15 protein-coding genes and 1 other annotated feature are annotated in these 17,728 nt (G+C 41.9%); of the genes, 10 read left to right on the top strand and 5 right to left on the bottom strand.

All coding sequences use genetic code 11. The features are described from left to right. Positions 1-49 precede the first annotated feature (49 nt). Positions 50-766 carry a two-component system response regulator ArcA gene (gene arcA, locus MHN79_RS13690; RefSeq protein WP_152429586.1) on the bottom strand — a complete coding sequence of 239 codons (717 nt, stop codon included), beginning with the start codon at positions 764-766 and terminating at the stop codon, positions 50-52. Positions 767-1,091: 325 nt separating this feature from the next. Here arcA and MHN79_RS13685 point away from each other — a divergent pair, with 325 nt between their 5' ends. Further along, positions 1,092-1,481, top strand: coding sequence for a DUF3293 domain-containing protein (locus MHN79_RS13685; protein WP_239173352.1), 390 nt, complete (start codon positions 1,092-1,094; stop codon positions 1,479-1,481). A gap of 35 nt (positions 1,482-1,516) precedes the next feature. Further along, positions 1,517-2,002, top strand: coding sequence for a putative 4-hydroxy-4-methyl-2-oxoglutarate aldolase (locus MHN79_RS13680; protein ID WP_239173351.1), 486 nt, complete (start codon positions 1,517-1,519; stop codon positions 2,000-2,002). A gap of 26 nt (positions 2,003-2,028) precedes the next feature. Here the strand turns inward: MHN79_RS13680 and MHN79_RS13675 are convergent, their stop codons facing one another. After that, positions 2,029-2,490, bottom strand: a complete 462-nt coding sequence (locus tag MHN79_RS13675) for a hypothetical protein (protein WP_239173350.1) — start codon at positions 2,488-2,490, stop codon at positions 2,029-2,031. Positions 2,491-2,768: 278 nt separating this feature from the next. Further along, positions 2,769-2,887: a sequence feature (Thr leader region), on the top strand. Between the two features lie 29 nt (positions 2,888-2,916). On the opposite strand from MHN79_RS13675, the gene thrA reads away from it, so the two are divergent. The 3 genes from thrA to thrC are packed head-to-tail and all read left to right on the top strand — an operon-like array spanning position 2,917 to position 7,632. Beyond that, positions 2,917-5,376: a bifunctional aspartate kinase/homoserine dehydrogenase I gene (thrA, locus tag MHN79_RS13670; RefSeq protein WP_239173349.1), complete on the top strand. Its 2,460-nt coding sequence runs from the start codon at positions 2,917-2,919 to the stop codon at positions 5,374-5,376. 16 nt (positions 5,377-5,392) lie between these two features. Continuing rightward, positions 5,393-6,349, top strand: coding sequence for a homoserine kinase (gene thrB / locus MHN79_RS13665; protein ID WP_239173398.1), 957 nt, complete (start codon positions 5,393-5,395; stop codon positions 6,347-6,349). Continuing rightward, entirely contained in the window at positions 6,346-7,632 is a 1,287-nt protein-coding gene (gene thrC / locus MHN79_RS13660) for a threonine synthase (protein ID WP_239173348.1), read from the top strand. Before thrB ends, thrC begins: the two co-directional genes overlap by 4 nt. A gap of 33 nt (positions 7,633-7,665) precedes the next feature. Here the strand turns inward: thrC and btuF are convergent, their stop codons facing one another. The 3 genes from btuF to mtnN are packed head-to-tail and all read right to left on the bottom strand — an operon-like array spanning position 7,666 to position 10,184. Beyond that, the gene (gene btuF / locus MHN79_RS13655) at positions 7,666-8,508 is read right to left on the bottom strand and encodes a vitamin B12 ABC transporter substrate-binding protein BtuF (RefSeq protein ID WP_239173347.1); all 843 of its coding nucleotides are present in this window, start codon (positions 8,506-8,508) and stop codon (positions 7,666-7,668) included. Then, positions 8,509-9,462: a cobalamin biosynthesis family protein gene (locus tag MHN79_RS13650; RefSeq protein ID WP_239173397.1), complete on the bottom strand. Its 954-nt coding sequence runs from the start codon at positions 9,460-9,462 to the stop codon at positions 8,509-8,511. 23 nt (positions 9,463-9,485) lie between these two features. Beyond that, the gene (gene mtnN / locus MHN79_RS13645; protein ID WP_239173346.1) at positions 9,486-10,184 is read right to left on the bottom strand and encodes a 5'-methylthioadenosine/S-adenosylhomocysteine nucleosidase; all 699 of its coding nucleotides are present in this window, start codon (positions 10,182-10,184) and stop codon (positions 9,486-9,488) included. A gap of 276 nt (positions 10,185-10,460) precedes the next feature. Here mtnN and rpsO point away from each other — a divergent pair, with 276 nt between their 5' ends. From rpsO to vpsR, 5 genes are all read left to right on the top strand, one after another. Next, on the top strand, positions 10,461-10,730 hold the full coding sequence (rpsO, locus tag MHN79_RS13640; RefSeq protein ID WP_006957756.1) for a 30S ribosomal protein S15: 270 nt from the start codon (positions 10,461-10,463) through the stop codon (positions 10,728-10,730). Between the two features lie 318 nt (positions 10,731-11,048). Then, positions 11,049-13,184, top strand: coding sequence for a polyribonucleotide nucleotidyltransferase (gene pnp / locus MHN79_RS13635; RefSeq protein WP_239173345.1), 2,136 nt, complete (start codon positions 11,049-11,051; stop codon positions 13,182-13,184). A 99-nt stretch (positions 13,185-13,283) separates the two neighbouring features. Next, the gene (gene nlpI, locus MHN79_RS13630) at positions 13,284-14,204 is read left to right on the top strand and encodes a lipoprotein NlpI (protein ID WP_239173344.1); all 921 of its coding nucleotides are present in this window, start codon (positions 13,284-13,286) and stop codon (positions 14,202-14,204) included. 151 nt (positions 14,205-14,355) lie between these two features. Beyond that, entirely contained in the window at positions 14,356-15,696 is a 1,341-nt protein-coding gene (locus MHN79_RS13625; RefSeq protein ID WP_239173343.1) for an MATE family efflux transporter, read from the top strand. A gap of 370 nt (positions 15,697-16,066) precedes the next feature. After that, positions 16,067-17,401 (top strand): cyclic-di-GMP-binding transcriptional regulator VpsR, encoded by a 1,335-nt coding sequence (gene vpsR / locus MHN79_RS13620; RefSeq protein WP_239173342.1) that lies wholly within the window; start codon positions 16,067-16,069, stop codon positions 17,399-17,401. Positions 17,402-17,728: the final 327 nt, after the last annotated feature.

The following is a 17,728-nucleotide window of genomic DNA, read 5'->3' as shown; positions in this document are numbered from 1 at the left end:
TGAAAAATGGAGCCCACGGCTCCATTTTTTAATCCACTATTGAGTAGTTTTACTCTTCAAGGTCACCACAAAAGCGATAGCCTTCACCGTGAATGGTTGCAATGATCTCTGGAGTACCTGAAACAGCCTCAAAATGCTTACGTATTCTTCGAATCGTCACATCCACTGTTCTGTCATGAGGTTTAAGCTCTCTACCAGTCATCTTTTTGAGCAAGTCTGCTCGTGTTTGGATTTTGCCAGGGTTTTCACAGAAGTGAAGTAATGCTCTAAATTCCGAACGCGGGAGTTTGTAATCATCACCACTTGGGCTCACAAGTGAGCGACTATTGATATCCAAAACCCAGCCATTAAATTCGTACTTTTCTACACTGCGTTTATCTTCGTTTACAGCGCTAGAGCTCATGGAACGACTGAGCAAGTTGCGAGCTCGGATTGTGAGTTCACGAGGGTTGAATGGTTTGGTGATATAGTCATCAGCACCTATTTCAAGGCCCAAAATTTTGTCAACTTCATTATCGCGTCCAGTTAGAAACATAAGTGCGACATTAGCTTGCTCTCTAAGCTCTCGAGCAAGCAGAAGACCATTCTTCCCTGGTAGGTTAATATCCATAATGACCAGATTAACCTGATTGTCAGACAGCACCTGGTGCATCTCTTCACCGTCACTGGCCTCAAAAACAGCGTATCCCTCTGCTTCAAAAATACTCTTTAGAGTGTTACGAGTTACTTGCTCATCTTCGACAATAAGAATGTGCGGGGTTTGCATTGGCGGTACCTAAACTTGTGAAAAAATTGTGCTAATAGAATAAATTCTAGGCAAAAACCTAACATACAGGTAATGTGATGCTGATAATAAACCAAAGGCTGAAAAAGTACATTGTTTCTTTGGTTGCCCGCCTTCCTTGGGTTCAATGCGCGTTTGAGATCCCTTGTGATCACGCTTTTTCTACTAGTCTTTGCTGCGAATTCTATAATGTTAACAGCCTGCTAACAATGTCAGAATGTTAATTCCATTCACTTTGTTGATTTATATCAAGAGTTAGAATGTAACAAAAATTAATCGTCGATAACATAACTAAAGCATAATGAATATGATGATAGATGCATTTTTGTGGCAACAGTATTCAGATCCTTACTTTAAGTTCACTTGTCAGCCTATACTGGATGAATTCGCTATTATCACGGCGTGGAACCCGAAAAGTCAGCGGCAGTCCAAATTGGAAAATGATCGTTGCAATCACAACCTAGTCAAAGAATTTGGTCATACTTATTACAGTGAGGTCTTGGTTGGGGATAGTAGCTTTAGTTGGGCAGAAATCAGTTTTGCTGTTGCAATATCTGAGCAACAAGCCTTGGAGATCGGGAAAAAGTATCAGCAAAATGCTATTTACTATGTAGTAAAAGATGAGCTGTTTTTACTTTCTTGCTTCGCCGATGGAACGAAAACTAATCTTGGAAGCTGGCTACAGCGCTGTAGATAGTTATCAAAGGTATGTTCAAAGATAAAGGAGGCATTATGAAAGATATAACACCGGAAATATGCGATAAATATGAAGACAAAGTTATTTTATTGGACATACCGTTACACACTTTTGGCAGTAAATGTGCTTTTTGGGGAGAAATAGTTACGGTTCGTTGTTATCACGATAACTCAAAAGTGAGAGAAGCTTTAAGTCAAGATGGTAAAGGAAAAATATTGATTGTTGACGGCCATGGGTCATGTCAACAAGCCTTGTTAGGAGATGAATTGGCGATTCTAGCTATTGATAACCATTGGGAAGGTGTCATTATCTATGGAGCCATTCGAGACGTTGCTGTGATGGCAGAAATGGACTTTGGCATCAAGGCCTTGGGTACTAGCCCTTTCAAGACAGAAAAACGCGGTGCAGGTGAAATGAATGTAACCTTAACGATTCATAATCAGATGATCCAGCCAGGTGATTATGTATACGCGGACTGGAATGGTGTACTCATGTCCACTGAGTTACTCGATTGGAGTTGATCCGAGTTAGTTTTAGATTGTGAGGCTTAAAACCGAAAGCCAATACCCACTTCAAACTCTTGTTGTAACTCTTGGTGCTCAAGTGTTGCATGTAGGTCTAGATTTTCTGTCAATCGCATTCTGCTTGAGACTTCGGCGGAGATCATTGTCTCATTACCCAGAGTGTTGGTGTCATCTTGGTAGGAGTGTAGGCTGCTTTGCACTGATACTCTCGGAGTCACTTGATAACTGACGCCACTTAAAAAACCACTTTCGTTGATTGATGTGCTTTGATTGATCCGAGCTCCAACGTAGAAATCTATTTTATTGAAGAGGTTGTAAGAGTAACCGCCATCAATTTTCCACGTGTCAAAGTCGTAGTGATTGGTTTCGCTAGACAGAAAAAGCTTGTGTGGCGATGCTTTTTTTTGAGAGGGCAATGTGGGTAGATCGGCAGCTACCGTTGAACAAGCCGTAAGAGCGAGGATAAGATATAGTTGTTTTTTCATATTTCGCTCCCGCATTTTTAATTCCCACTGCAGGATCAATTAAAGCATAAAATACGATCATCGCTAGGCACATTTGCGATAAAATGATTTACTAATCGATATGAAATTTATTTAATATTGATTGTATCTAATGTAACTTGTTGATGGGATTAAAAGAAGCTAAATCGGAAGCGTAAAATAAAAAAAATAAAAAAAACGTTGACTCGTGATAAGGGAATAGGTTAAACGTAGGGGAAGCAGACACATTATTATCGAAAAATCGCATATGCATCATTTAAGCCTATCAGTAATGACCACAACCATTATTATTACCGACATTACGCATGTTGGGGCGGGCTGCTAAGCGAAATAAATTCAAAAAAAGGCCTGTATCCCATGAGATACAGGCCTTTTTTTATACCTATTTACAAGCATTTGGAGGAAGGAATGCGCGTTTTAAAGTTTGGTGGCTCATCGTTAGCTGACGCAGATAGATTTCTACGAGCAGCAGATATTATTACTAACAACGCTCAGCAAGAAGACGTTTCAGTTGTGCTTTCAGCTCCTGGAAAAACAACCAATAAACTCGTTGCTGTTATTGATGGAGCATTAAAAGCGGGTCAGGTAGAGACACAAATCGCTGATCTAGAGAATTCTTTTCAGGAATTGTATCAAGAAATAAAACAATCCATCCCAAGCATAGATGGCTCTGACTTCGACAACCAAGTCAAAACGTCGATGAATCAGTTGCGACAGTTTGTTCATGGGATAAACCTATTAGGTATGTGCCCAAGCAACGTTAATGCTCGGATAATAAGTAAGGGTGAGCGAATATCTGTTCAACTGATGAAAGCGGTATTGGAAGCCAAAGGTCAGCCAGCTAGCTTAATTGATCCCGTAAAGTACCTTTATGCACAAGGCGAGTATTTAGAGGCTATGGTAGATGTTGAGGTGTCTACCCAGAACTTTTGTCAAACCCCTTTGCCGCAAGGTTATGTCAATATTATGCCTGGTTTTACAGCTGGTAATGACAAGGGGGAGATTGTCACTTTAGGTCGTAATGGCTCTGATTATTCTGCGGCGGTTTTAGCAGCCTGCCTGCGTGCCGAATGCTGTGAGATTTGGACTGATGTGGATGGTGTATACAATTGTGATCCTCGACTGGTTGATGATGCCCGTTTGCTAAAATCATTGAGCTATCAAGAAGCAATGGAGCTGTCTTATTTTGGAGCTTCGGTATTGCATCCTAAAACTATTGCCCCTATTGCTCAGTTCCATATTCCTTGTCTTATTAAAAACAGCTTCAACCCTCAAGGTGTAGGTACTCTGATTGGTCAAGATACCGGTGAAGATAACTTATCTATCAAAGGGATCACGACGCTCAGTGATCTAACAATGGTTAATGTTTCTGGGCCAGGTATGAAGGGCATGGTGGGCATGGCAAGCCGAGTGTTTGGTGCTATGTCATCGACGGGAGTATCGATTGTTCTAATCACCCAGTCTTCCTCGGAATATAGCATCAGCTTTTGTATTGAGTCTGCAGATAAAGCAATGGCAGAGCAAGCACTCAACGACGCATTTGAGTTGGAACTTAAAGACGACTTACTTGAGCCTGTTGATTTTATCGATAACGTTGCCATTGTGACTTTGGTAGGCGATGGAATGCGGACATCGAAAGGGGTTGCGTCACAGTTCTTTTCTTCGTTAGCTGAAGTGAATGTCAACATTGTTGCTATTGCTCAGGGCTCCTCAGAACGTGCTATCTCTGCAGTGATACCAGAGGATAAAATTTCAGAAGCGATTAAGGCGTGTCATGAAAATTTGTTCAATTCTAAACATTTCCTAGATGTGTTTGTTGTCGGCGTGGGAGGTGTTGGAGGTGAATTGGTTGATCAAATTCAGCGTCAGCAAGCTAAGTTAGCGGAAAAAGGTATAGTGATAAGAGTTTGTGGTTTAGCCAACAGCAAAGGCTTACTTCTTGATAGCCAAGGCTTACCATTAGAGCACTGGCGAGATCGCATGAAAGACGCCAGCGAAGAATTTAGCCTTGCCCGTCTTACTTCATTGGTACAACGTAACCATATTATTAATCCTGTGTTGGTCGACTGTACCTCATCAGAGGTGATTGCGGGCCAATATGCTGATTTTCTAGCCGCAGGGTTTCATGTTGTGACACCCAATAAGAAAGCCAATACGGCGAGTATGGCTTATTATCATCAACTTCGTGAAATAGCTCGCGGCTCTCGTCGCAAATTGATGTACGAGACAACGGTTGGAGCAGGATTGCCTGTGATTGAAAATTTACAGAATCTTATTTCTGCTGGTGACGAGCTTGAACGCTTTAGTGGTATCCTTTCAGGTTCACTGTCATACATCTTTGGCAAGTTAGATGAAGGTATGACCTTGAGTCAGGCAACAAACATAGCAAAAGAAAACGGTTTTACTGAACCCGATCCTCGAGATGATCTTTCTGGTATGGATGTTGCCCGTAAACTGTTGATTCTGGCCCGTGAAGCTGGAATGAACCTAGAACTTGAAGATGTCATTGTAGAAAAAGCACTGCCGCCTAGTTTTGATGATTCAGGCAATGTTGAAGAATTTATGGCTCGGTTACCTGAAGCTGATGCCTATTTCCAACAGTTATCAGCTAAAGCGGCTGAAGAGGGTAAAGTATTGCGCTATGTGGGAGAAATTGACGCAGGTCAGTGCCGCGTAAGCATCTCCGCAGTGAATGACAATGACCCTATGTTCAAGATAAAAGATGGTGAAAATGCGCTTGCTTTTTACAGTCGCTACTATCAGCCAATACCGCTTGTCCTGCGCGGTTATGGTGCGGGCACAGAAGTGACAGCAGCTGGTGTATTCTCAGATGTAATGCGCACATTAGGATGGAAACTAGGGGTTTAATCGAATGAGTAATGGTATGGATGTCGTTGTCTACGCTCCTGCGTCGATTGGTAATGTTAGTGTGGGCTTTGATGTCCTAGGTGCAGCCGTTTCTCCCATTGATGGTACATTGCTGGGCGATCGAGTTATGATAAAGGCAGGTGATGAGCCTTTTAGCCTATTAACAGCTGGGGATTTTGTTTCAAAATTGCCAACCGATCCTAAAGAAAATATTGTTTACGACTGCTGGCAGGTGTTTGCGAGAGAGCTGGACAAAAAAGGCGTTGCTTTACTACCTGTTGAGATGACTCTCGAGAAAAATATGCCGATTGGATCAGGTTTGGGCTCTAGCGCTTGCTCAATAGTCGCAGCTTTAGATGCACTAAATCAATTTCATGGTAATCCACTCGATAAGACACAGTTGCTTGCACTGATGGGAGAAATGGAAGGGAAGATATCTGGTGGAGTCCACTATGATAATGTCGCTCCATGCTTCTTAGGTGGTGTGCAGTTAATGTTGGAAGAGCTTGGTATTATCAGTCAAGAAGTTCCTTGTTTTGATAACTGGTATTGGGTCATGGCTTACCCAGGTATTAAAGTTTCAACCGCAGAAGCTCGTGAAATTTTACCATCTCAATATCGTCGCCAAGATATTATTGCTCATGGTCGCCATTTGGCAGGGTTTATTCATGCTTGTCACTCGAATCAGCCAGAGCTGGCGGCAAAAATGATGAAAGATGTTGTCGCTGAGCCATATCGAGAAAAGTTATTACCAAACTTTTCTCAAGCGAGGCAGTATGCTTCGACAGCAGGTGCTTTAGCAACAGGTATATCAGGCAGTGGCCCAACACTGTTTAGTGTTTGTAAAGACAAAGATGTAGCCGAGCGAGTAGCTCGGTGGCTAGAACAAAATTACGTACAAAATAAAGAAGGATTCGTTCATATTTGTCAGTTAGACAAGCAGGGATCCAAAGTTACAGGAAGTGAGCTATGAAGCTTTATAATATAAAAGAAAATGATCAGAAAGTCTCTTTTTCTCAAGCCGTTCGTCAAGGCTTGGGGCGTAATCAAGGCTTATTTTTTCCTCAAGAATTACCAACGTTTGATGATATTGACGCATTATTAGCTGAAGATTTCATCTCTCGTAGCACTAAGATACTGTCTGCGTTGATTGGTGATGAGCTATCCCAAGAAACAGTGAATGCCATGGTTGATGCGGCTTTTCAGTTCCCAGCACCGATTAAGGGGGTAAGCGATGATGTTTATGCATTGGAGCTATTTCATGGCCCCACACTTGCTTTTAAAGATTTTGGTGGCCGTTTTATGGCTCAATCTTTGGCAGCGGTTTCAGATGGCGGTAAGATCACTATTTTAACGGCTACATCTGGTGACACTGGTGCTGCTGTTGCGCATGCCTTTTATGGAATGGAAGACATCAATGTTGTCATTTTGTACCCGAAAGGAAAAATTAGCCCATTACAAGAAAAGCTATTTTGTACTTTAGGCAAGAATATTCACACTGTGGCCATTGATGGTGACTTTGATGACTGTCAAGCACTCGTTAAACAAGCGTTCGATGATGCGAAACTGCGAGATGATATAGGCCTAAACTCTGCAAACTCAATTAATATCAGTCGATTAATGGCGCAAATCTGTTATTACTTTGAAGCCGCTGCACAAATGAGTAAAGAGCAGCGTGAAAACCTAGTTGTGTCCGTTCCAAGCGGTAACTTCGGTAACCTAACTGCAGGGCTTTTGGCAAAGGCATTGGGATTACCGATAAAACGTTTTATCGCTGCGACTAATATCAATGATACTGTGCCTCGATACCTAGAAACTGGGCAATGGGAGCCTAAAGCCACAATCGCTACCACATCAAATGCAATGGATGTGAGTCAGCCAAATAACTGGCCGCGTATTGAGGAGCTTTGTCGCGTTAAAAAGTGGGGGCTAGAAACGCTTGGTAAAGGGGCCGTTACTGATGCACAAAGTGCTGAGACTGTACAAGAGCTTTATGAGAAAGGCTATCTTTGTGAACCTCACGGTGCAATAGCTTACCGCGTACTGAGTGAGCAGTTACGAGAGGGTGAAACAGGGCTTTTCTTATGCACGGCGCACCCAGCTAAGTTTAAGGAAGTAGTTGATGATATCTTGGGAACAGATATTGATCTTCCAGGTCCATTAGCAAAACATGCCGCAATGGAGCTACTCTCAGAAGATTTAGCAAATGACTTTGAATTGCTTAAAGATGTTTTGTATCAAGTAGCAAAGCAATAATGTAAAAAGAAAAGGTCACTTCGGTGACCTTTTTTAATGCGAGTTTTTATCTGCAACAGCTGATTTTTTCAATGTTTCAAAATGAGTGCACACTTGCTCAATGGCTTTGAGGGTTCTTGGTGTGGGTCTACTTAGCCAGTCTGAATTGATAGACCAGATATGATGGTTTTGCACCGCTGTCATTTGTGTCTTCCAGTTTGCCCATAAAGAGGTGGCAGAGGAAGATGGTGATACGAAAATCACATCAGGGTTTTTCAAAATAACCTGTTCTTTACCCACTTGTGGGTATGGAACAGGGCTATTCTCAAATACATTGACGCCACCACAAAATGAAAAAACTTCACTTGGCCAGTGATTTTTGGCGACCGTCATAAGTGGTTGCTCACTCAGTTGATAGAAATAGCGAATAGGAGTGTCCACTTGGTATTTTTGTCTTATCTCGGACAGCTGCTGCCTAAAGCTTTTTGCAGCCTGCTGGCCAATATCAGGATCAGGGGCGTATAAACTGAGTTTTTCAAGGTAATGGGCAATATCGTCTAGTGACTGGATATTGATAGGATAAACATTGATATTAAATGCTTTGAGTTTGTCTATTTCTTTAGCTGGGTTTCCTCCTGGCCAGGCGACCACAAGATCTGGTCTAAGTGCGATAATGCGCTCTAACTTAAGTCCTTGATGATTCGATACAGTTTCAATCTGCTTTGCCTGTAGTGGGTAATCACTGTACTCACTTACAGCAACCAGTTTAGCTCCTAGGCCCGCAGCGTATAATAGCTCTGTGATGTGAGGAGCCAAACTTATTACGCGTTCAACGGGTGCTGCGAATAAATTTGTTGTGAACAGAATTAATAATAAAGCTAGGCGCTGAAACAGCATTTAAATTCCTTGATATATGGCGACCATGATAACGCTTTGCAGTACTATCCAAGCAAACATTCGCCATGCGAGCAAACGTTGCACTTGAGCAATATGAATCGCAGAAGGAGCAATCCTGCCACCAAGTTTACTTCGAACCGCTTTGCTTCCATCGTACATTGCAGGACCACCTAAAGAGAGCTGTTGTTTTGCTCCGACAGAAACAAGTAGCCATGCAGGTCCTGGCAGTGGCCATGTGCTTGCTTGTAATTTGAGAAGGGCAAAGACCTCTCGAGTTCTTCCGCCAATAGCGATCATGAGAGCAAAAAGGCGCAGTGGAACATAATCCAAGATAGCAACCAGTCGAATAACTGGAACGCCAAAAGGAGAAAACCGTTTACGAGATGGAGACCAGGCTCTGGCTAGCTCAACGGTCATACGATAAAGAAAAGCGCCTATACCTCCGGCTAACGCATACCAAAAAAGTACCGCAACAACATTTCTTCCATAAGACATGATAAGAGTTTCTGCTCCTGCTTTACCCAAACCCATTAATGACAACGACCGAGTAGACCGATTAACGATCGGAGTCAGAAGCATTTTGGCATGTTCTTTATCTTCTCTTGCCAAAGCCAGCACAAATTGATTGGTGAACTTATCGGTATTGCGCCAATCAATTGCGAGCAGCAGCAGAGCCAAATCAAATAATTGGGCTTGCCATACCAGTGGCTTAAGTGCAATAAGAAGAGCAAGCATGGGGAGAGTCATGAGTAGCATGGCTAACGTACCAGATAGCATGCTTTGCGAATAACTTGAGTTGGTATTGACCTTATCAGCGAGCTGCTCTGCAAATTTATGCCATAGAATCGCTGGGTGAGCTTCACGTGGAAAAGGAAGGATAAGATGAAACAGTAAAGCGCCCCACAATACGAGTAAGGCGCCATTTGAGTAGAGCTGATTAAAGAGAGTTTCCACGTTCATCAGCACGTCCGTTACTATTATGCCTTGAGCAGATTGACCATTTTAAATACCATTTCAGACGAGCTTTTTGCAGCTAAAGGTAGGAACTCATCAAAACTCATAGGAGATTCTTTATCTGCAACATCAGAAATTGCGCGAACAACCACGAAAGGTACTTTGAATTGATGGCAAACCTGAGCAATTGCAGACGCTTCCATTTCCACAGCGACCACAGATGGGAAGTGCTGGCGGATAAAGGCTTGTTTTTCGCTAGAGCAGACAAAGGTATCACCTGTACAAATCAGCCCGCGAACAGCATGTTTGCCTTCCATTTGAGACAAGGCTTTTTCTGCTGCATCCATTAATTTCGAGTCTGCGGAAAAGGCTGCTGGTTGGCCTGCCATTTGGCCCATTTCGTAGCCAAAAGCAGTGACGTCGGCATCATGATGGCGAACCTCTGTAGAAATAACTACGTCGCCTAGGCTCAAGGATGAATCAAAGCCTCCAGCGGAGCCCGTGTTGATTACAATATCTGGTTGATATTCGTCTAGAAGAATCGTGGTTCCAATTGCAGCAGCAACTTTGCCAATGCCAGACTGGAGAAGAACCACATCTACGCCATCAAGTTGACCTGAGAAAAAGGTACAGCCTGCTTTAGATGCTTGTGTCATGTTTGTGATTGCTTGTTTAAGAAGCGTAACTTCTTGCTCCATCGCACCTATAATGCCAATTTTCATGCAGATTCCTGTTATTTCAGAAAGATAGGATATGTTGCACTAAGTGTAACAGAAATGCGGCAGATAGGAATGAAGAGTGAATCGAAGCATCGCTTATTGGGCTAAGCATAAAGTGTATGTAAATAATGATATTGATGGTTCAACAGGGTGATAGGGTCGATGATGAATTTTCTATTGCTTAAGCAAAGCCTATCGCCTATAATCCGCGCTTCTCGTGTCGGCTGAATCAGAGATTGGCTGGCACAATGTTTAACTTACTCTTATTAGGAGAGAATTATGTCTCTGAATGCAGAAACTAAAGCAGCAATCGTTGCTGACTACGCACGTGGCGAAGGCGACACAGGTTCACCAGAAGTTCAAGTAGCTCTACTTACTGCTTCTATTAACCACCTACAAGGTCACTTCAAAGCACACAAAGGCGATCATCACAGCCGTCGTGGTCTGCTACGTATGGTTTCTCGTCGTCGTAAGCTTCTAGACTACCTAAAAGGTAAAGATCTGGATCGTTACCATGACCTAATCAAGCGTCTAGGCCTACGTCGCTAATTTAGCGATTGCATAGAGCAGTTTGTCGAAAAAGGGGCTTTTGCCCCTTTTTTGTTGGCTAAATTTAGCCAAATCAAATTTAACTCGTTATACTACGCACGCGCGTTCTCATATTGTAGGAGTTCGTCAAGGTATAGCTCATTACATTACAGTCAACCTCGTCGACCAAAAGGTCGCGGCTATTATAAATGTCATTACTGCCCCCTGTTTACTGGCGTCAAGATAGTGCATTTTTACTAGTCGCGATTTGTAGTGTCTTGAGTGTCATTTAACACACTCTGAGAGTCAATTTGGATCTCTCAGAATCAAGGAATAACAATGTTCGAAAAACCAGTTGTTAAAACGTTTCAATACGGTAATCACACCGTTACTCTAGAAACTGGCGTTATTGCTCGTCAAGCGACCGCAGCAGTAATGGTTACTATGGATGATACAGCCGTATTTGTATCGGTTGTAGGTAAAAAAGAAGCGGTAGAAGGTCAAGACTTCTTCCCTCTAACTGTTAACTATCAAGAACGCACATATGCTGCGGGTAAAATTCCTGGCGGTTTCTTTAAACGTGAAGGTCGCCCTTCAGAAGGCGAAACTCTGACGGCACGTCTAATCGACCGTCCAATTCGCCCACTTTTCCCTGATGCATTTAAAAATGAAGTGCAAGTTATCGCTACAGTAGTGTCTGTAAACCCTGATGTTCAGCCAGATATCGTAACAATGATCGGTACGTCAGCAGCACTAGCTATCTCTGGTATCCCGTTCAACGGTCCTATCGGAGCTGCACGTGTTGGCCACATCGACGGTCAACTTGTTCTTAACCCAAGCAATACTGAACTAGAAACGTCTAAGTTAGACCTAGTTGTTGCTGGTACTGAATCAGCGGTTCTCATGGTTGAGTCAGAAGCGGACAATCTAACTGAAGAAGAAATGCTATCTGCGGTGGTTTATGGTCACGACCAACAGCAAGCGGTTATCAAAGCTATTAACGAGTTTAAAGCTGAAGTTGCTACGCCTGCTTGGGATTGGGTTGCTCCTGAAGAGAACACTGCGCTTAACACTAAGATTGCTGAACTTGCAGAGGCGAAGCTTGTTGAAGCTTATCAAATCACTGAAAAGATGGCGCGTTACGACCGTATCCACGAGATTGCTGCCGAAGTTAACGAAGTGCTGCTTGCTGAAGATCCAGAAGCAAATACAAAAGAAATTCACACTATCTTCCATGATCTAGAGAAGACAGTAGTGCGTCGCAGCATCATCGCTGGTAACCCACGTATCGACGGTCGTGAAAAAGACATGGTTCGTGCGCTAGACGTACGTACTGGTGTTCTACCACGCACCCACGGTTCATCATTATTCACTCGCGGTGAAACTCAGGCGCTTGTAACTGCAACTCTTGGTACGCAGCGCGATGCACAAATCATCGACGAGCTAACGGGTGAACGTAAAGATCACTTCTTACTACACTATAACTTCCCTCCATACTGTGTTGGTGAAACAGGTTTTGTTGGTTCTCCGAAGCGTCGTGAAATCGGCCACGGTAAACTTGCTAAGCGTGGTATCGCAGCAGTTATGCCGTCTGTAGAAGAGTTCCCATACACTGTACGTGTTGTATCAGAAATCACAGAGTCTAACGGTTCTTCTTCAATGGCTTCTGTATGTGGTACGTCTCTAGCACTTATGGATGCTGGTGTGCCAATCAAGTCTTCTGTTGCTGGTATCGCAATGGGCCTTGTTAAAGAGGGTGACGATTTTGTCGTTCTTTCTGATATCCTTGGTGACGAAGATCACCTAGGTGACATGGACTTTAAAGTAGCAGGTACGAACACAGGTATTACTGCACTTCAAATGGACATCAAGATCGAAGGTATCACTAAAGAGATCATGCAAATTGCGCTTAACCAAGCCCAAGGCGCGCGTAAGCACATTTTGTCCGTGATGGATGAAGCTATCTCTGACGCTCGTGAAGATATATCTGAATTTGCACCTCGTATCCATACGATGAAGATTAGTGCTGAAAAGATTAAAGATGTGATAGGTAAAGGTGGTGCTGTTATTCGTTCTCTAACCGAAGAGACGGGTACAACTATCGAAATTGAAGATGATGGCACGATCAAGATTGCCGCAACAGAAGGTACTGCAGCTAAAGAGGCGATTCGTCGTATCGAAGAAATCACCGCTGAAGTTGAAGTCGGCCGTATTTACTTGGGTAAGGTAGCTCGCCTAGCTGATTTTGGTGCATTTGTGACTATTCTACCTGGTAAAGATGGTCTGGTTCATATTTCTCAAATTGCAGAGAAGCGTGTAGAAAAAGTTTCTGACTACCTAGCTGAAGGTCAAGAAGTTCAGGTTAAAGTACTTGAAATTGATCGCCAAGGTCGTGTGCGTTTAAGTATGAAAGAAGCAGTTGAAAAGCCAGCTGAAGAAGCAGTAGCAGATAAGCCATCTGTTGATGCCGAGTAATTAGCTAATTTGACTTAAAGCATGGTATAAAGGGAGCATTGAGCTCCCTTTTTTATGTCTATTAGGCAATCAGGATTTTAGCGATAGGAGTATTTATTTGTGAAATGGTTTCAAGCTGCCATATTAAGTGTGACTTTGTTGGGTAATCTGGGTTGTTCCTCTTTGATTGATCGCCAACCCGATTGGGTATTACCTCCAATGGTGGAAGCTCTGCAACCAACATTACAGCAAGAAGTGCAAATCGCTAGATTGAGTCAATTGCTGCAAAGGAATGACTTGCCGAATGAAACTCGAGCTAAGATGTATTTTGAAAGAGGGAGTTACTACGACAGTGTAGGCTTGAGAAACTTAGCAAGACTAGACTACGAACAGTCATTGGCCATTGTTCCTGCTCAGGCTGATTTATTTAATTTGCTCGGTGTTTATTTTACTGAAAATAGAAACTTTGATGCCGCGTATGATGCGTTTGATTCAGCGCTAGAGCTTGCACCAGAGAATGCGTATGCTGCCCGAAATAGGGCAATTGCTTTGTATTATGGTGATCGGTTTGAGCTAGCCTTAGAGGATATGCAAAAGCACTATGATCAAGATCCGAGCGACCCTTTTAGGGCTCTATGGCTGTATATAGTAAAGTCTGAGATTTCCCCTGATGTTGCAAAACAAGAGCTTGAGCAGCGTTATAAAAATAGTGACAGGCAATGGGGATGGTTTCTTGTTGCAATCATGCTAGATGAGGTGTCTGAGAAAGATGCCTTTAATGCAATATACAGTACGAGCAAAGATAGAACGGTTCGAGCACAACGATTGACGGAAGCGTATTTTTATTTAGGTAAGCGTTATCAGGCAAAAGGAACTGAGCGTGATTTAGCCAAAGCGGTTTCTTTCTATAAATTAGCGATTTCTTTTAATGTTTTTGATTATGTAGAGCATCGCTACGCATTTCTTGAGTTGCAGGGAATCTATGAGCAAATACAGAAAAGGGAGCTGTCTGGCTCAATGGATAAACAAGCATCTCGTTAACTCAACCATTTAAGTTTGAAGCCGCGGTTTAGTCAAACTGCGGCTTTTTATTGCAAGAGCACGCACCTACAAGTACATAACACAGGTATCAGACTGTGACCTATCTAGAGTGATTCACGTCGTTGCTACTGATTTTATACAATGGCTTTCTATGCAAATATCAATTCATCGTCAGTTTTTTAAATATACCTTTCCCACAGTATTAGCAATGCTAGTCTCAGGATTTTACCAAGTAGTAGATGGTATTTTTATAGGTCGTTTTGTTGGGGCTGATGGTTTAGCGGGAATTAACGTCGCATGGCCTGTAATTGGCTCTATTCTGGCTATAGGTATGATGGTTGGCGTAGGAACTGGCGCGCTGATTTCCATTCGTCAAGGTCAGCAAGATAGTAAAGGAGCTAAACAGGTTCTTTCAACAGGGCTATTACTACTCGCTTTATTGATGCCAATTATTGCCAGTGCTTTGTATTGGTTATCGGACGATTTTTTACGCTGGCAAGGGGTTGAAGAGCGGGTACTTGAGTTGGGTTTGCAATATTTGGAGGTTCTTGTTCTGGCTTGCGTGTTTACCCTGGGATCCATTGCTATGCCGTTTTTACTGCGTAATGATAATAGCCCTAATCTTGCCACTTCTTTAATGATTGCCGGTGCTCTACTTAATATTCTTTTTGACTATGTTTTCATCGCTTTTCTAGGTTGGGAATTAACCGGCGCTGCTATCGCGACAGGATTGGCTCAGATGTTTGTAAGCCTAATCGGAGTGTTCTATTTTTTTTCCCATAAAGCGACATTGCGCCTACGCTTGTCAGAATTTAGCCCCAGGTTATATTTGGCACCCAAGATTGTTAGCATAGGTTTTGCGAGCTTTTTCATGTATGCCTATGGCGCACTTATGATTGCAGTTCACAATAGTCTTTTTTCTCATTATGGTGATCAAATGGTTATTGGGGCTTATGCAATCCTTGGCTATATTGTTACCGTTTATTACCTCATTGCTGAGGGAATAGCAAATGGTATGCAGCCTTTAGTCAGTTATAATCATGGGGCAAATCACCAAGAAAATGTCAGAAAATTACTCAAAATGGCAATGATAAGTACCGTAGCGATTGGGCTTGGATCTGTGTGCTTGTTGAATGTATTTCCTAAAGAATTTGTATCAGTATTTAATCACACTAGTGAATTATTGATTGAAAATGCGATTATCGGCATTCGCTTACACTTGTTTGCGCTAGCATTTGATGGCTTTCTCGTTGTCGTTGCAGCTTATTACCAAGCGATCAATAAAGGGTCAAAAGCGATGTTTGTTACCGTGGGTAATATGCTCATTCAATTACCATTCTTGTATATAATGCCTAAGTTAATCGGTATGACAGGTATATGGATAGCTTACCCTTTGTCGAATATAACTTTAAGTTTGTTTGTTGTTGTTATGTTATCTAAGGATGTACGTGACGATAGAACTCGACGGAAAGAGCAATTTTTATCACAGTAATTTCCTTACTAACGGGGTAAGTTTTAAATGCTCTTGATGATTTTTTATTCATTTAATTTGTCTTTAAATTCACTTTAAATTTATCTAAACAAGTAATAATATTGTTTTTACGATTCACAAGAGAACGCTAAGTTTAAAAAATATACCATTCAAAGGCTTATAAATAACTTGGCTCAATATCTCGTTTTGTGGAGTTTTATTGATTTTTTTATTTTTTAAATGGCGAGGAATTTTCTTTAAATTATATAATTAACTCACTAGTCTTAATCTTGAGACAGATTATCTAGAAGAGTCTCGATAATGTAACCTTGTGTCAGCGTGTTTTCGGGAACACATAGTTATAATTCAAAAAATAAAAGGGATGTATTGCATGGCTAGTCAATTCCGAATGGACTCCATTCCTGGTTCACTTATTGTTGTAGGCGGGACATATGAACCATGGTTATCAGTCCTAGAGCAGGTCGGATGGTACTGTACTCAGTGTGCAGATTTGCGTAAAGCAGATTCATTATTTAGTGAAACAGGGCCTTGTATTGGTATCGTTGATTTGAGTCATGATGAGTTTAGTCTCAATGGTATCGCCAATTTAGTAAGTAATCATAAGCAAGTCCGTTGGCTAGCATTTATCAGAGAATCTCAGCTAAGCTCAGATACTATCTGCCAGTTCATTGTTAACTTTTGTATCGACTTTTTTACTGCACCTATACCCGATGCTCAATTATTGAGTACCATTGGGCATCAGCTTGGTATGTTAAAGCTCGAGAAGAAAGTGTGGCCCTATTACGGAAGCAATGACAATATGGGGCTAATTGGTAACTCTATTCCACTTAAGCGTCTGCGGGATCAGATAAAACGCATCGGGCCGACTGATGTCAGTATTTTGATTTACGGTGAAAGTGGCACGGGTAAAGAAACCGTTGCTAGAGCAGTGCATAAAACATCATCTCGTTCGCAGAAAGAGTTTATTTCGGTAAACTGCCGTGCCATGTCTGAAAGAAGATTAGAAAGTGATCTTTTTGGTATTAATCGAGATGATTTATCTGAGCCATCTATCCTAGAGAAAGCGGATGGAGGAACGATTCTACTTAATGATATTTTGACTTTGCCTCATTCTCAGCAACTAAATTTACTACGATTTTTGCAGGAAGGGACCATAGATACGGAAGAAGGAACTAAAGAGGTAGATGTACGTATTTTGGCTGCAAATTCTGGTGATATTGAAAAGGCGCTAATGGACGGTAATTTTAATGATGAGTTATATCATTACATCAATGTATTACGTATAAATGTGCCAAGCTTAAAAGAGAGAGCTGGTGATATTGCCATTTTAGCTCGTCACTTTCTCCAAGAATATTCTAAAGAATATAACGCTCAGGCAAGGAGTTTTACTGAAGAAGCGGTTCGTGATCTAACTCGATACCATTGGCCTGGTAATGTTCGTGAGTTGATGAATCAGATAAAACGCATTGTTCTCATGTCGGATACTGTGATGTTGGATGAGCAGCATTTAGATCTACCAAAGCGAAGTGAAGTGAAGCGCAGTTTGAAGAGTATACGCGAAAGCAGTGAAAGAGATGCGCTGTTGCTGGTATTGGAATCACATTCGGGACAAGTTGCAATGGCAGCTAAGGAACTCGGTGTTTCTCGCGCAACTATGTATCGACTACTCAACAAGCACAATCTGATTGCTGATATTACTAGCTAGGTTTAATCGGGTATGACCACATATTTCATATGTGTGGTCATATTGTAAGAGGTTAGCACGAGTAATAGCAGATAAACGGCTATAATTACTTTTCCTAAGTGAAATATGGTGTTCTATTTATTTTCTCATGGCTAATATCAGATTAATAATCCTTATTATAAATTATCGACAGAAATAAATTGATATATGTTTCTGTATGTATATAATCAACATGTGATTTAAAAGATCATATCTATCTTACTATGGATTAATAATTTACTTGGAGGCAAAGAATGACACATTTTAAATTTGTACCATCTCACAATGCCTCTACTTGTGAATCTTTCT

This window comes from Vibrio sp. Of14-4 (assembly GCF_022347625.1).
GTDB classification, from domain to species: domain Bacteria; phylum Pseudomonadota; class Gammaproteobacteria; order Enterobacterales; family Vibrionaceae; genus Vibrio; species Vibrio pristinus.
This window is presented reverse-complemented; position numbering and strand designations above follow the sequence as displayed.

Bases quoted from the DNA above. Each gene is read 5' to 3' on its own strand.
- MHN79_RS13680 (WP_239173351.1), top strand. From the start codon at position 1,517: ATGAAAGATATAACACCGGAAATATGCGATAAATATGAAGACAAAGTT.
- MHN79_RS13625 (WP_239173343.1), top strand. From the start codon at position 14,356: ATGCAAATATCAATTCATCGTCAGTTTTTTAAATATACCTTTCCCACA.
- thrB (WP_239173398.1), top strand. From the start codon at position 5,393: ATGGATGTCGTTGTCTACGCTCCTGCGTCGATTGGTAATGTTAGTGTG.
- thrC (WP_239173348.1), top strand. From the start codon at position 6,346: ATGAAGCTTTATAATATAAAAGAAAATGATCAGAAAGTCTCTTTTTCT.
- rpsO (WP_006957756.1), top strand. From the start codon at position 10,461: ATGTCTCTGAATGCAGAAACTAAAGCAGCAATCGTTGCTGACTACGCA.
- pnp (WP_239173345.1), top strand. From the start codon at position 11,049: ATGTTCGAAAAACCAGTTGTTAAAACGTTTCAATACGGTAATCACACC.
- MHN79_RS13685 (WP_239173352.1), top strand. From the start codon at position 1,092: ATGATGATAGATGCATTTTTGTGGCAACAGTATTCAGATCCTTACTTT.
- vpsR (WP_239173342.1), top strand. From the start codon at position 16,067: ATGGCTAGTCAATTCCGAATGGACTCCATTCCTGGTTCACTTATTGTT.
- MHN79_RS13675 (WP_239173350.1), bottom strand. From the start codon at position 2,490: ATGAAAAAACAACTATATCTTATCCTCGCTCTTACGGCTTGTTCAACG.
- arcA (WP_152429586.1), bottom strand. From the start codon at position 766: ATGCAAACCCCGCACATTCTTATTGTCGAAGATGAGCAAGTAACTCGT.
- mtnN (WP_239173346.1), bottom strand. From the start codon at position 10,184: ATGAAAATTGGCATTATAGGTGCGATGGAGCAAGAAGTTACGCTTCTT.
- thrA (WP_239173349.1), top strand. From the start codon at position 2,917: ATGCGCGTTTTAAAGTTTGGTGGCTCATCGTTAGCTGACGCAGATAGA.
- btuF (WP_239173347.1), bottom strand. From the start codon at position 8,508: ATGCTGTTTCAGCGCCTAGCTTTATTATTAATTCTGTTCACAACAAAT.